Source organism: Brevundimonas sp. T2-11 (assembly GCF_055397675.1).
On sequence record NZ_AP027920.1, the window covers coordinates 2,594,510 to 2,608,520 of the forward strand.

Below are 14,011 nucleotides of genomic sequence, written 5' to 3' on the forward strand. Positions count from 1 at the left end.
GTCGCGTCGCCCCTCCACCACTTCGTGGTCCCCCTCCCCATGGAATGGGGAAGAAAGAAGCGGCGTTACAGATCGATCGACTGGGCCAGGATCACCGCCTGGGTGCGGTTGTGGACGCCCAGCTTGCGGAAGACGCTGGTCAGATGGGCCTTGATCGTGGCCTCGGTGACGCCGAGGTCGAAGGCGATCTGCTTGTTCAGGCGTCCGGCCTTCAGTCCTTCGAGGATGCGCAGCTGCGACGGCGTCAGGCTGGCGATGCGGGCCTCAAGGTCGCCCTCGTCCGCCCCGGCCTCGCCCACGTCGGGCGCCCAGCTGTCGCCGGACAGGATGGCCTCGATGGCCTCGACCATGACCGGCAGGGCGGCGGACTTGGGGATGAAGCCGGCGGCGCCCAGGGCCAGGGCGCGGCGCACGGTCGGCGGCTCCTCGCTGGCCGAGACCACGGCGACCGGCACGGCGGGATGGTCCGCGCGGATGCGGGTCAAGCCGCCCATGCCCTCGCTGTCCGACAGCTTCAGGTCCAGCAGCAGCAGGTCGGCCGCGCCCTCGCCTAGCGTCGCCAGAACCTCGGCCAGACTGGCGCATTCCGCAATCACGGCGCCAGGCGCGGCCTTTTCGACGGCCGATCTCAACGCCGCCCGAAACAGAGGGTGGTCGTCAGCGACGACGATGCGATCCATGAAAATCCTTCCCGCGCGCGCTTCTTTTTCGGGTCGAGGCCGCGCTGTGACGACACCATGCCGCGCCTCGACTTTGGTCGAAACTAGACCAATGGCTAATGGCCGCATACCGCCCTCGCGCGGAATGCTGCCGTCTCGAGGTTCGCATCAGATGAACCCGGGAGGACATGACATGGGAAGATTCCGTCTGCTCGGCGGCGCGGCTGCGGCTGCGCTCCTGTTCGCGCCCGGCGCCGTCTGGGCGCAGGACGCCAATGCGGCCCTCGAGGCCCGCATCGCCCAGCTAGAAGCCGAACTGAACAGCCTGAAGTCCGAGGTCGCCGCCGCGCGCACGCAGCAGAGTGCGCAAGCGCAGGACATCATCCGTCTGGAAACCCGCCCGGCCGCGCCGCCGGCGCCGACGCCCGTCTCGACCACGACGCGCGAGGAAGGCTTCCGCATCGGCGACCACACGGTCAAGTTCGGCGGCTTCATCAAGGTCGACGCCACGGCCTCGAACTACTCCGGCGGCGACCCGGCCAACGGCGACCTGCTGCGCGACTATCACCTGCCCGGCTCCATCCCGGTCGGCGGCGCCGATGAAGACACGGCGATGGACTTCAACGCCCGCCAGACCCGCTTCTGGCTGACCACCGACGGTCTGGTCGGCGGCCACAAGGTCGGAACGCGTCTGGAAATGGACTTCCAGAGCCTGCCCGGAACCGGCGACCAGCGCATCACCAGCGCCTCGACCCCCGCCCTGCGCCGCGCCTTCGTCACCATCGACAACTGGCTGATCGGTCAGGAGTGGACCAACTTCCAGAACACCGCCGTCCTGCCGGAATCGGCCGACTTCGTCGGCGCCGCCGAGGGCACGGTCTTCGCCCGTCAGGTCCAGGTCCGTTACACCCGCGGCCCCTTCTCGATCGCGGTCGAGAACCCCGAGACCACCGTTACCCCCTTCAATGGCGGCGCCCGCGTGATCGCCGACGACAGCAGCCTGCCCGACCTGACCGCGCGCTATGCGATCAGCCGTCCCTGGGGCGATCTTCAGTTCGCAGGCCTGCTGCGTCAGCTCAAGTATGAGAACCCGGCCAGCAATATCGACGACACGGCTGTCGGCTGGGGTCTGTCGGCATCGGCCAAGGTCAAGGTCGGCGCCCGGGACGACATCCGCCTGATGCTGACCGGAGGCGAGGGCATCGGTCGCTACGTCGGGCTGAACTTCTCCAACGATGCGGTGCTGGACGCCTCGAGCCAGCTGGACGCCATCGGCGTGCTGGCCGGGTTCGCCGCCTATCGCCACGTCTGGACGCCGGGCTGGCGCTCCAGCCTGATCTGGTCGGCCCAGCGCGTGGACAACGACGTCCTGCTGACCGGGACGGGCGCCAACCGCTCGGCCCAGAGCCTCCACGCCAACCTGATCTGGTCGCCGGTCACGGCGTTTGATGTCGGAGCCGAACTGATGTTCGCTGACCGCAAGCTGGAATCGGGACTGGACGGCGACATGACCCGTCTGATCCTGTTCGCCAAATACGGCTTCTGACCAAGAAAAAGAACGAGACTGGAGGAAACGCGTGTCCACTGATCCGGAAATCTATCCCGTCCCCGCCGACCTGGCCGCCCGCGCCCACATGGACCGCGCCGGCTATGACGCGGCCCGGATCGCGGCGCGCGAGACCCCGGACGCCTACTGGGGCGAACAGGCCAGGCGCCTCGACTGGATGACCTTCCCGTCCAAGATCAAGGACGTGTCGTTCAACAAGGAAGACTTCCGCATCCGCTGGTTCGAGGACGGGGTGCTGAACGTCTCGGCCAACTGCATCGACCGCCATCTGCCTCACCGTGAAAACGATGTGGCCATCATCTGGGAAGGCGACGAGCCGACCGACAGCGAGCACGTCACCTACGGCCAGTTGCATGAACGCGTCTGCCGCATGGCCAATGTGCTCAAGGCCAACGGCGTCCAGAAGGGCGACCGCGTCACCATCTATCTGCCCATGATCCCCGAGGCCGCCTACGCCATGCTGGCCTGCGCCCGCATCGGCGCGGTCCACTCGGTTATCTTCGGCGGCTTCTCGCCCGACAGCATCGCCGGGCGCATCGAGGACTGCGGCTCGACCTTCGTCATCACCGCAGACGAGGGCTGCCGCGGCGGCAAAAAGGTTCCGCTCAAGGCCAATGTCGACAAGGCGCTGGAAAAGGTTTCGGGCGTCGACGGCGTCCTGCTGATCCGCCACACCGGCGCCGACGTGGGCTTCGTCGAGGGCCGCGATCTGGACTATGAGACCGAGGCGGCCAAGGTCACGACCAGCTGCCATCCCGAGCCGATGCAGGCCGAGGACCCGCTGTTCATCCTCTACACCTCGGGCTCGACCGGAAAGCCCAAGGGGGTGCTGCACACCACCGGCGGCTATCTGTTCTGGGCCAGCTACACCCACGAACTGGTCTTTGATTACCGCCCCGGCGAGGTCTTCTGGTGCACCGCCGACGTGGGCTGGGTGACCGGCCACTCCTATGGCGTCTATGGCCCCCTGGCCAATGGGGCCACGACCCTGCTGTTCGAGGGCGTGCCCAACTATCCGAGCGTCAGCCGTTTCTGGCAGGTCATCGACAAGCACAAGGTCGAGATCTTCTACACCGCTCCCACGGCCCTGCGCTCGCTGATGCGCGAAGGCGACGCCCCGGTGAAATCGACCAGCCGCCAGTCCCTGCGTCTGCTGGGCAGCGTCGGCGAGCCGATCAATCCCGAGGCCTGGCGCTGGTATCACGAGGTGGTCGGCGACGGCCGCCTGCCCATCGTCGACACCTGGTGGCAGACGGAAACCGGCGGCGTCCTCGTCTCGCCCCTGCCGGGCGCCACGGACCTCAAGCCCGGATCGGCCACCAAGCCCCTGCCCGGCGTCGAGTTGCAGATCGTCGACGCCGAAGGCGGCGTGCTGGAGGGTGCGACCGAGGGCAACCTCTGCATCACCGACAGCTGGCCGGGCCAGATGCGCACCGTCTATGGCGATCACCAGCGCTTCTTCGACACCTATTTTTCGACCTATCCGGGCAAGTATTTCACCGGCGACGGCTGCCGCCGGGATGAGGACGGCTACTACTGGATCACCGGCCGGGTCGACGACGTCATCAACGTCTCGGGCCACCGCATGGGCACGGCCGAGGTCGAGAGCGCCCTGGTCCTGCACGACGACGTGGCCGAGGCCGCCGTGGTCGGCTTCCCCCACGACATCAAGGGTCAGGGCATCTACGCCTATGTCACCCTGAACAAGGGGGTCGAGGCCACCGACGCCCTGCGCAAGGCCCTGGTCGCCCAGGTCCGCGAGGAGATCGGCCCCATCGCCGCGCCCGACGTGATCCAGTGGGCGCCGGGCCTGCCCAAGACCCGCTCGGGCAAGATCATGCGGCGGATCCTGCGCAAGATCGCCGAGAACGAGATCGGCGCCCTGGGCGACACCTCGACCCTGGCCGACCCTTCGGTCGTCGACGACCTGGTGAAGAACCGGGCCGCCTGACGACCCTCCCCTGCTCTCCCCGGAGCAAGCGGCCGGCGTTCCTGAAAAGGGCGTCGGCCGTTTCGTCATTTGAGCCTGGGCTGCGGCGGCGCTAGACAGCCCCGACAGCGAACAGGAGCAGATCATGAGCGGAACCGTCCTCATCACCGGCGCCACGGCGGGCATCGGACAGGCGGCGGCGCGCCGCTTCGCCTCGGCCGGCTGGAGGATCATCGCCACCGGCCGCCGCGCCGCGCGTCTGGACGCACTGGTCGCCGAACTGGGCGCCGACGTGGTCCATCCCCTCGCCTTCGACATCCGCGACGAGGCCGCCATCGACGCCGCTCTGGACGCCCTGCCCGAGGGTTTCCGCGACATCGACGTCCTGATCAACAACGCCGGCCTGGCGCTGGGCACGGCCGCCGCGCAAGACGCCGATCTGGATCAGTGGCGTCAGATGATCGACACCAACATCACCGGTCTGGTCACCATCACGCGCCGCCTGCTGCCGCGCCTGATCGCGCGCAAGGGCGCCATCCTGAACATCAGCTCGGTGGCCGCGACCTATCCCTACAAGGGCGGCAACGCCTATGGCGGCACCAAGGCCTTCGTGCGCCAGTTCTCGCTGGGCCTGCGCTCGGACCTGCACGGCACGGGCGTGCGCGTCACCTCCATCGAGCCGGGCATGACCGAGACCGAGTTCACCCTGGTCCGCACCAGCGGCGACCAGGCGGCCTCCGACGCCCTTTACGGCGGCGCCCAGCCGATGACGGGCGAGGACATCGCCGAGACCCTGTTCTGGGTCGCCACCCTGCCGCCGCACCTGAACATCAATGCGCTGGAGCTGATGCCGGTCAGCCAGTCCTTCGCCGGCTTCCAGGTGGCGCGGGACTAAAACCTCCCATCCTCCCCCGTTCACGGGAGAGGGGGACCGCCGCAGGCGGTGGAGGGGGCGGATGCAAACACCGCCCGCAATCCGCTGCACGCCGCCTCCTCCCAGCTTTCGCAACACCGTCCCCGATCTCGCCCCCTCCACCATGCTGCGCATGGTCCCCCTCCCCCGCTGCGCAGGGGAGGATCGCCCTCCAGCTTCGCTGCTTCCGGGATGACGCCGAGAGGCCTACAATCCCCCCCATGGCTTCGTCCGCGACCGAAACCGAACTGAAGTTCCGGCTCGGCCCCGGCGCGGTCGTGCGTCTGTCGGGGCATCCGGCGCTGCAGGGGCCGCAGACCAGCCAGTCGCTGCGTTCGGTCTATTTCGACACCCCCGACGGCGTGCTGCGCGCGGCGGGGTGCGGCCTGAGGGTGCGGACCACGCCCGACGGCTTCGTCCAGACCCTGAAGCGCCAGACCGCCCCCGGCCAGACCGCCCGCGACGAATGGGAAGCTCCCGTCGTCTCCGAGGCGCTGGACCGCGCCGCGCTCAAGATCACCCCCGCCCACAGGCTGCTGAAAGGCCGCCGCGACGACCTGTCCCCCCGCTTCGCCACCACGGTCGTGCGTCGCGTCCGCATGGTCGACTGGGAGGGCGCCCGGATCGAGGTCGCCTTCGACGCGGGCGAGCTGTCGGCGGACGACAAACGCGAGCCCATCTATGAACTGGAACTGGAACTGAAGGCGGGCGAATCCGCCGCCCTGTTCAGCCTGGCCCGGCGGCTGGCGCGCGACCTGGCCATCGTTCCGGTGTTCGAGAGCAAGGCCGAGCGCGGCTGGCGGCTGGCCGACGGGATCAGCCGCAGCCCGCGCCGCGCTGTCGCCACGCCCCTGTCGCCCGACGCGACAACCGCGACCGCCTTCCGCCGCATCGCCATGGCCTGTCTGGCCCAGGTCTCGGCCAACGCCGAACTGCTGCGCGTCGTGCGCCGCCCCGAGGCCGTGCATCAGATGCGTGTAGGCCTGCGCCGCCTGCGCGCCGCCGTCGGCGTCTTCAAGCCCCTGCTGGCAGAGGCTGATCGCGAGAGGATCGAGGCGGAACTGAAGTGGCTGGCGCATGAGGCCGACGCCGCGCGCGACCTCGACGTCTTCATCCGCGACATCTTCCACCCGACCGCGCTCGAGGCGCCGTCGCCCGACCTGGCCCCCTTGGGGCGCCACCTGCTGACCATGCGGAGTCAGGCCTATGATCGCGTGCTCAAGGCCGTCGCCTCGCCGCGCTACGCCCTGCTGATGCTGGAGACGACCGCCTGGATCGAGACGGCGCCCCTGCCGGACGGCCCCGTCGCCCCCTTCGCAGCCGAGGCCCTCGATCGGCTGCACCATCAGGTCGAGAAACGCGCCCGTGACCTGACCGATCTGGACGCCGACGCCCGGCACCACCTGCGTATCCGCGCCAAACGCCTGCGCTACGCCGCCGAGTTCTTCGCCGACCTCTTCCCCGCCCGTCGCCGCAGGCCCCGCTACCTGAAGGCGTTGGAACGGCTGCAGGACGAACTCGGCGCACTGAACGATCTGGCCGTGGCGCGCGACCGCATCCCCGGCGAGGCCGCCCTGGACGACGCAAGCGTGGCCTTCGCCGCCGGCCGCGTCATCGGCCGACGCGAGCGCGACGAGGCCGCCCTGCTGGCCGCCACGGTCCAGGCCTGTGGGCGTTTTCACGACGCCCGCGCCTTCTGGACCGGGCGCCGGTCACGTCAAAATCGGTCGTAGATCGCATTTTGTTCTCATCGCGCAAATGAGAACATCTTGTGAACCAGAACAAACCATGCACATAGTCCGCCTCACAGAGGGAGCGGGTCCTGGCGGGTCTCTCCCAAAGCCCAGAATGGAATCATGGCAAGGGAGAGAAAACCAATGGCACAGGCGGCATTGAAGCTCGTGGGTAAAGAAGACGGCGAAAAGCAACGCGCTCTTGAGGCGGCGATCGCACAGATCGATCGCGCCTTCGGCAAGGGCTCGGTGATGAAGCTCGGCAAGGCCGGGCAGGTGAACGAAATCGAGAGCGTCTCGACCGGTTCGCTGGGACTGGACATGGCGCTGGGCATCGGCGGTCTGCCGGTCGGGCGGGTGATCGAGGTGTTCGGCCCGGAATCCTCGGGCAAGACGACGCTGGCCCTGCACACCGTGGCCGAGGTCCAGAAGAAGGGCGGCGTGGCCGCCTTCGTCGACGCCGAGCATGCGCTCGACCCGGTCTATGCGCAAAAGCTGGGGGTGAACCTGGACGACCTGCTGGTGTCGCAGCCCGACGCCGGCGAACAGGCGCTGGAGATCGTCGACACCCTGGTGCGCTCGGGCGCTGTGGACATCGTGGTGGTCGACTCGGTCGCCGCCCTGACGCCCCGCGCTGAAATCGAGGGCGAGATGGGCGACAGCCTGCCCGGCCTTCAGGCCCGCCTGATGAGCCAGGCCCTGCGCAAGCTGACGGCCTCGATCTCCAAGTCCAAGTGCATCGTCCTCTTCATCAACCAGATCCGTCACAAGATCGGCGTCATGTACGGCTCGCCGGAAACGACGACGGGCGGCAATGCGCTGAAATTCTACGCCTCGGTCCGCCTCGACATCCGCCGCACCGGCGCGATCAAGAACCGCGACGAGGTCGTCGGCAACACCACCCGCGTCAAGGTCGTGAAGAACAAGGTCGCCCCGCCGTTCCGCGAGGTCATCTTCGACATCATGTACGGCGAAGGCATCTCCAAGATCGGCGAGATCATCGACCTGGGGGTCAAGGCCAACATCATCGAGAAGTCGGGCTCCTGGTTCTCCTACGACTCCACCCGCATCGGTCAGGGCCGCGAGAACGCCAAGGAGTTCCTCAAGAACAACCCCGACATGGCCGCCGCCATCGAGAAGGCCGTGCGCCAGTCCACGGCCAAGATCGCCGACGACATGCTGGGCGCGCCCGAGCCTGATGAAGGTCAAGATCTGGAGGGCTGATCCAGCCCTCCGACACCGCTTCCGTCCGTCGTCCCCGCGACCCGCCTACCGACCCCGCGGGGTCGGTCGGACGGAGCCGGCCCGCCCGAGCAATCGGGCGGGCCTCTTTTTTGTTTGGAGACGAAATTTGAGCCCTCCCCCTTGATGGGGGAGGGTTGGGTGGGGGTGACACACGGCTCGATAAATGGCGACGCCCACACCCCCATCCCCGACCCTTCCCCCATCAAGGGGGAAGGGGGCCGGTCAGCGACATCCCCGCATGACCAGAGGAAGTCGCGCCTCTTTTCTCACCGTCCCGACTGTTCCTCCCCCTCCCCGCCGGGCAAACTTGGCCGCGAAGAACCGGAGCCTCCCCATGTCCACCGCCACCGCCGACCTCTGCGACGCCCACCCCGACGTGGTGAAGGTCTGCCACATCCCCTTCCGCAGCTTCGGTCAGACGGCGGCCTTCCACGGCCCGATCCGCACCCTCAGCGTGCTGGACGACAACGCCCTGGTCCGGCAGGCGCTGGAGCGCCCTGGTCAGGGGGCGGTGCTGGTGGTCAACGGCGGCGGCTCGCTGAAACGCGCCCTGGTCGGCGACAACCTGGCCAAGCTCGCCATCGACAACGGCTGGGCCGGGATCGTCGTCCATGGCGCCATCCGCGACAGCGGCGTCATCGACACCATGCCGATCGCCGTGAAGGCCGTCGGCACCATCCCCCTGCGCGCCGACCGCGACGCCATCGGCGAGATCGACATCCCCACCGCCTTCGGCGGCGTCATCTTCACCCCCGGCGACTGGCTCTACGCCGACGCGGACGGGGTCATCGTCACGCCGCATCGCCTGCACGATTAGAGCCCGCCCGGCCGGAAAAGCGCGCGCCGACGCACGCGATCACGCGCCAATGATGCGCTCGGCGCAAAATCCCTATATGACGCCCGTTCCGATATTCTCCCCGCGCGCCCGAATTCCTTAGAGCGATACGCCATGACCAGCCTGAAACAGATCCGCTCCACCTTCCTCGACTACTTCGCGGCCGACGGCCACGAGAAGGTGCAGTCGGCTCCGCTGGTGCCGCAGAACGACCCGACCCTGCTGTTCGTCAACGCCGGCATGGTGCCGTTCAAGGACTACTTCACCGGCGCCGCCGTCCCGCCCTACAAGCGCGCCACCTCTTCGCAGAAATGCGTCCGCGCCGGCGGCAAGCACAACGATCTGGACAACGTCGGCTATACCGCGCGTCACCACACCTTCTTTGAAATGCTGGGCAATTTCTCGTTCGGCGACTATTTCAAGGACCACGCCATCGAGAGCGCCTGGACCCTGCTGACCAGGGAGTTCGGCCTGGACCCTGCGCGTCTGCTGGTCACCGTCTATCACACCGATGATCAGGCCTTCGACATCTGGAAGAAGGTCACCGGCTTCGCGGACGAGAAGATCATCCGCATCCCGACCAACGACAACTTCTGGGCCATGGGCGACAGCGGCCCGTGCGGCCCCTGCACCGAGATCTTCTACGACCACGGCGACCACATCTTCGGCGGTCCTCCCGGTTCGCCCGACGAGGACGGCGACCGCTTCGTCGAGATCTGGAACAACGTCTTCATGCAGTTCGAGAAGGAGAACGACGAGATCGTTCGCGAACTGCCCAAGAAGTCGGTCGACACCGGCATGGGTCTGGAGCGCATCGCCGCCGTCCTGCAGGGCGTTCATTCCAACTATGAAGTCGACCTGTTCAAGAGCCTGATCAACGCCTCGGAAGAGCTGACCTCGACCAAGGCCGAGGGCGAGCGCGCCCCGTCGCACCGGGTCATCGCCGACCACCTGCGCTCGACCGCCTTCCTGATCGCCGACGGCGTGACGCCCTCGAACGAGGGCCGGGGCTATGTCCTGCGCCGCATCATGCGCCGCGCCATGCGCCACGCCCACCTGCTGGGCGCCGCCGATCCGCTGATGCACCGTCTGGTGCCGACCCTGGTGCAGGAAATGGGCGAGGCCTATCCGGAACTGGGCCGCGCCCAGGCCTTCATCGAGGACACGCTGAAGCAGGAAGAGATCCGCTTCCGCACCACGCTCGGCCGCGGCATGAACCTGTTCGATCAGGCGACGGCCGATTTCAAGGCCGGCGACATGCTGGACGGCCAGACGGCCTTCACCCTGTACGACACCTACGGCTTCCCGCTGGACTTGACGCAGGACGAAGCCCGCCGTCGCGGCTTCAGCGTCAACGTCGACGGCTTCGAGAGCGCCATGGCCGAGCAACGCGACCGCTCGCGCGAGCACTGGAAGGGCTCGGGCCAGACGGCCTCGGCCGGCGCCTGGCTGGCCCTGCGCGACCAGCACGGCGGCACCGAGTTCACCGGCTATGAGTCCGAAACCGGCGAGGGCAAGGTCCTGGCCATCGTCAAGGACGGCGCCGAGGCTGCGTCCGCCGCGACCGGCGAAACGGTCGAGGTCCTGCTGGACAAGACCCCCTTCTACGGCGAAGGCGGCGGTCAGGCGGGCGACAAGGGCGCCTTCGTCTGGAGCGGCGGCGAAGGCCGCGTCCTGGACACCAAGAAGCACGGCGGCGACCTGCATGTTCACACGGTCCAGGTGACCCAGGGCTCCCTGGCGACCGGCGCATCCGTGACCGCCACGGTCGAGGAAGGCTCGCGCCCGACCACCCGCGCCAACCACTCGGCCGCCCACCTCTTCCACGCCGCCGTCAAGAACGTCCTGGGCGCCCACGTCGCCCAGAAGGGCCAGATGGTCGACGCCGAGCGCATGCGCTTCGACTTCAGCCACAACGCCCCGATGACGGACGAGGAGATCGCCCGCGTCGAGGACGAGGTGAACGCCGTCATCCGCCAGAACGTCCCGGTCACGACCGAGCTGATGACGCCGGACGCCGCCATCGCGGCCGGCGCCGTGGCCCTGTTCGGCGAGAAGTACGGCGACGAGGTCCGCGTCCTGACCATCGGCCGCGCCCTGAACGGTCCCGGCGCCTATTCGGTTGAACTGTGCGGCGGCACCCACGTCTTCCGCACCGGCGACATCACCCTGTTCAAGATCGTCTCGGAAGGCGGCGTGGCCGCCGGCGTGCGCCGCGTCGAGGCCCTGACCGGCGAGGCGGCACGCCGCTTCCTGCTGGATCAGGCCAATGTCGCGCGTTCGCTGGCCCAGGGCTTCAAGATCCAGACCGCCGAGGTTCCGGCCCGCGTCGAGGGCCTGCAGGCCTCGGTCAAGACGCTGGAGAAGCAGGTCGCCGACCTGAAGAAGCAGCTGGCCCTGGGCGGCGGCGCGGGCGCCAATGCGGCCCCCGAAGAGATCGGCGGCGTCAAGCTGATCGCCCGCGTTCTGGACGGCGTGGACGGCAAGGGCCTGCGCGGCGTGGCCGAGGACTTCAAGAAGCAGCTCGGCTCGGGCGTCGTCGCCCTGGTCGGCGTCGTCGACGGCAAGGCGGCCATCACCGTCGCCGCCACCCCGGACATGGCCGGCAAGGTGAACGCGGCCGACCTGGCCCGCGACGCCGTCATCGCCATGGGCGGCAAGGGCGCCGGCGGCAAGCCCGACTTCGCCCAGGGCGGCGCCCCGGACGGGTCGAAGGCCGAGGATGGCCTGAACGCCATCCGCGCGGCCCTGAAGGGCTGATCTTACCTCTACCCTCTCCCAATGGGAGAGGGTTTGAGCCTCCAAGAGCGCAGCGATTGGCGAAGGCGAAAGGGTGAGGGTTCAACGGTAAAGTCGGCCGAAGGGCGTCGCGCGACGGCTTTCGCCGACTGATGGGACAAGCCCCTCACCCTTTCGCGCAAGAACGGCGGCTGCGCCGCCGTGCGCTCAAGCCCTCTCCCGCCGGGAGAGGGAAGTCATTACTCCGGCCTGCTCAGATCAATCCCCGCCAGCTTCCAGCCGAACAGGTTGCGGCGCTTCATCAGCAGGGAGACCTGCTCGTCCGGCTGGTCGTCGCGGGTCAGGGTGACGGCGAAGGTGTCGAGGTCGCGGTAGCTCCAGGACTGGCGCACCTTCTTGCTCTCGGACTGGTCCTCAGGCTTCGGTCCGGTCTCCGGTTCGACCTTGGCCAGGTCCGGCTTGGGCGCCTCGCCCTCTCGCACCATGGCCGATATGGCCTGGGGGGTGACGAAGGCGTCCACCGCGCCGCCGACCAGGGCCGGGGCCAGAAGCATGCCCAGACCCGACAGGCCGCTGTCGCCCAGTCGGCTGTCCTTGCGCATCTCGGACACCATGCGGGCGCTCAGCTCGTCCTTGAGGCTGGCCCGAAAGGCTGGAAAATCGACCTGACGCTCCAGCGCCCGTTCGTCGCCGCTCCTGGCCGCCTGCACCAGCGACCGCGCCGCCAGGAACGGCGAGGCCGCATAGGCCAGAACGAAGGCCGCCACGGCGACGCCCCCCAGTCGAATGATCAGTTTCCGGTTCATCGGCCCTCCCCTGCCCTACGAACGCGACGGGTAAGCGACATGCTGCGGCACAACCTCGAAAACCCCCAACAGCATTAAGGGCATGGTTCGACGGGGGGCTCAAGGGCGTCGTTAACACCCGGTGTCATTCCGGGACGCGCGCAGCAAAAAGGCCCGCCGGATTTCTCCAGCGGGCCTTGATATTCGCACCTACGCGCTCAAGCAGCGCGAAGCGCGGTAGCGCTACTAGCCGATGTTCGGCAGGGCCTTGCGCAGGTTCTCGGACACCTTGTCCAGGAAGCCTTCGGTGGTCAGCCACGACTGCTGGTCGCCGACCAGCAGGGCCAGGTCCTTGGTCATGAAGCCCGACTCGACGGTTTCGACAACGACGCGTTCCAGCGTCTCGGCGAACTCGAGCAGCGCACCGTTGTCGTCCAGCTTGGCGCGGTGCTTGAAACCGGCCGACCAGGCGAAGATCGAAGCGATCGAGTTGGTCGAGGTGGCCTCGCCCTTCTGATGCTGGCGGTAGTGACGGGTCACCGTGCCGTGGGCGGCTTCGGTTTCCATGATCTTGCCATCCGGCGTCATCAGGACCGAGGTCATCAGGCCCAGCGAGCCGAAGCCTTGCGCCACGATGTCCGACTGCACATCGCCGTCGTAGTTCTTGCACGCCCAGACGAAACCGCCCGACCACTTGATGGCGGCGGCCACCATGTCGTCGATCAGACGGTGTTCGTAGGTCAGGCCACGAGCCTTGAACTCTTCGGCGTAGTCGGCGTCGAACACTTCCTGGAAGATGTCCTTGAAGCGGCCGTCATAGGCTTTCAGGATCGTGTTCTTGGTCGACAGATAGACCGGGTAGTTGCGGGCCAGGCCGTAGCTGAACGAGGCGTGGGCGAAGTCACGGATCGACGAGTCGAGGTTGTACATGCCCATGGCCACACCGGCCGACGGGGACTTGAACACTTCGTGCTCGATGACTTCACCGTCGTCGCCGACGAACTTGATCGACAGGGTGCCGGCGCCCGGCATCAGGAAGTCGGTGGCCTTGTACTGGTCGCCGAAGGCGTGACGGCCGACGACGATCGGCTGGGTCCAGCCCGGAACCAGACGCGGCACGTTCGAGCAGATGATCGGCTCGCGGAAGACCACGCCGCCCAGGATGTTGCGGATGGTGCCGTTCGGCGACTTCCACATCTTCTTCAGGCCGAATTCCTTCACCCGGGCTTCGTCCGGAGTGATGGTGGCGCACTTCACGCCGACGCCGTGCTTCTGGATCGCGTGGGCCGCGTCGATCGTCACCTGATCGTCGGTGGCGTCGCGGTGCTCCATGCCGAGGTCGTAGTAGTCGAGCTCCAGGTCCAGATAGGGGAAGACCAGCTTGTCCTTGATCATCTGCCAGATGATCCGGGTCATTTCGTCGCCGTCGATGTCCACGATGGGGTTGGCGACCTTGATCTTGGCCATGCTCTGCCTCTGTCTCTTAATCAGGGAAGGAATATCGTGCGGGCGGTATAGCGAGACGCGCGCGCGGGCGCAAAGGCTGAGCGGGCAGATCGGCGCCCCGGCGTAAAAAGCCCCCTTACCGCTTGAACCACAGGCCAG

General features: G+C 67.6%; 10 protein-coding genes. 7 read left to right on the top strand and 3 right to left on the bottom strand.

The features are described from left to right. Positions 1 to 65: 65 nt before the first annotated feature. Entirely contained in the window at positions 66 to 680 is a 615-nt protein-coding gene (locus tag ACZ5XO_RS12675; protein ID WP_464162694.1) for a response regulator, read from the bottom strand. Positions 681 to 852: 172 nt separating this feature from the next. Here ACZ5XO_RS12675 and ACZ5XO_RS12680 point away from each other — a divergent pair, with 172 nt between their 5' ends. The 7 genes from ACZ5XO_RS12680 (at position 853) to alaS (ending at position 11,642) form a co-directional block, all read left to right on the top strand. Continuing rightward, positions 853 to 2,205 carry a DcaP family trimeric outer membrane transporter gene (locus ACZ5XO_RS12680; protein ID WP_464162695.1) on the top strand — a complete coding sequence of 451 codons (1,353 nt, stop codon included), beginning with the start codon at positions 853 to 855 and terminating at the stop codon, positions 2,203 to 2,205. Positions 2,206 to 2,293: 88 nt separating this feature from the next. Beyond that, entirely contained in the window at positions 2,294 to 4,177 is a 1,884-nt protein-coding gene (gene acs, locus ACZ5XO_RS12685) for an acetate--CoA ligase (RefSeq protein ID WP_464164919.1), read from the top strand. A gap of 124 nt (positions 4,178 to 4,301) precedes the next feature. Then, positions 4,302 to 5,051: an SDR family NAD(P)-dependent oxidoreductase gene (locus ACZ5XO_RS12690; RefSeq protein ID WP_464162696.1), complete on the top strand. Its 750-nt coding sequence runs from the start codon at positions 4,302 to 4,304 to the stop codon at positions 5,049 to 5,051. Positions 5,052 to 5,290: 239 nt separating this feature from the next. Then, the gene (locus ACZ5XO_RS12695; protein WP_464162697.1) at positions 5,291 to 6,802 is read left to right on the top strand and encodes a CYTH and CHAD domain-containing protein; all 1,512 of its coding nucleotides are present in this window, start codon (positions 5,291 to 5,293) and stop codon (positions 6,800 to 6,802) included. Positions 6,803 to 6,946: 144 nt separating this feature from the next. After that, positions 6,947 to 8,026 (top strand): recombinase RecA, encoded by a 1,080-nt coding sequence (recA, locus tag ACZ5XO_RS12700; RefSeq protein ID WP_464162698.1) that lies wholly within the window; start codon positions 6,947 to 6,949, stop codon positions 8,024 to 8,026. A gap of 355 nt (positions 8,027 to 8,381) precedes the next feature. Further along, on the top strand, positions 8,382 to 8,864 hold the full coding sequence (rraA, locus tag ACZ5XO_RS12705) for a ribonuclease E activity regulator RraA (protein ID WP_464162699.1): 483 nt from the start codon (positions 8,382 to 8,384) through the stop codon (positions 8,862 to 8,864). A gap of 132 nt (positions 8,865 to 8,996) precedes the next feature. Then, the gene (gene alaS / locus ACZ5XO_RS12710; protein ID WP_464162700.1) at positions 8,997 to 11,642 is read left to right on the top strand and encodes an alanine--tRNA ligase; all 2,646 of its coding nucleotides are present in this window, start codon (positions 8,997 to 8,999) and stop codon (positions 11,640 to 11,642) included. A 218-nt stretch (positions 11,643 to 11,860) separates the two neighbouring features. Here the strand turns inward: alaS and ACZ5XO_RS12715 are convergent, their stop codons facing one another. Beyond that, positions 11,861 to 12,427 carry a DUF2939 domain-containing protein gene (locus ACZ5XO_RS12715; RefSeq protein ID WP_464162701.1) on the bottom strand — a complete coding sequence of 189 codons (567 nt, stop codon included), beginning with the start codon at positions 12,425 to 12,427 and terminating at the stop codon, positions 11,861 to 11,863. A 225-nt stretch (positions 12,428 to 12,652) separates the two neighbouring features. After that, on the bottom strand, positions 12,653 to 13,873 hold the full coding sequence (locus tag ACZ5XO_RS12720) for an NADP-dependent isocitrate dehydrogenase (RefSeq protein ID WP_464162702.1): 1,221 nt from the start codon (positions 13,871 to 13,873) through the stop codon (positions 12,653 to 12,655). Positions 13,874 to 14,011 lie beyond the last annotated feature (138 nt).

What these genes read in the sequence shown, in the direction of transcription:
- ACZ5XO_RS12675 (WP_464162694.1), bottom strand. Translation starts at nt 680, where the DNA reads ATGGATCGCATCGTCGTCGCTGACGACCACCCTCTGTTTCGGGCGGCG.
- ACZ5XO_RS12680 (WP_464162695.1), top strand. Translation starts at nt 853, where the DNA reads ATGGGAAGATTCCGTCTGCTCGGCGGCGCGGCTGCGGCTGCGCTCCTG.
- acs (WP_464164919.1), top strand. Translation starts at nt 2,294, where the DNA reads ATGGACCGCGCCGGCTATGACGCGGCCCGGATCGCGGCGCGCGAGACC.
- ACZ5XO_RS12690 (WP_464162696.1), top strand. Translation starts at nt 4,302, where the DNA reads ATGAGCGGAACCGTCCTCATCACCGGCGCCACGGCGGGCATCGGACAG.
- ACZ5XO_RS12695 (WP_464162697.1), top strand. Translation starts at nt 5,291, where the DNA reads ATGGCTTCGTCCGCGACCGAAACCGAACTGAAGTTCCGGCTCGGCCCC.
- recA (WP_464162698.1), top strand. Translation starts at nt 6,947, where the DNA reads ATGGCACAGGCGGCATTGAAGCTCGTGGGTAAAGAAGACGGCGAAAAG.
- rraA (WP_464162699.1), top strand. Translation starts at nt 8,382, where the DNA reads ATGTCCACCGCCACCGCCGACCTCTGCGACGCCCACCCCGACGTGGTG.
- alaS (WP_464162700.1), top strand. Translation starts at nt 8,997, where the DNA reads ATGACCAGCCTGAAACAGATCCGCTCCACCTTCCTCGACTACTTCGCG.
- ACZ5XO_RS12715 (WP_464162701.1), bottom strand. Translation starts at nt 12,427, where the DNA reads ATGAACCGGAAACTGATCATTCGACTGGGGGGCGTCGCCGTGGCGGCC.
- ACZ5XO_RS12720 (WP_464162702.1), bottom strand. Translation starts at nt 13,873, where the DNA reads ATGGCCAAGATCAAGGTCGCCAACCCCATCGTGGACATCGACGGCGAC.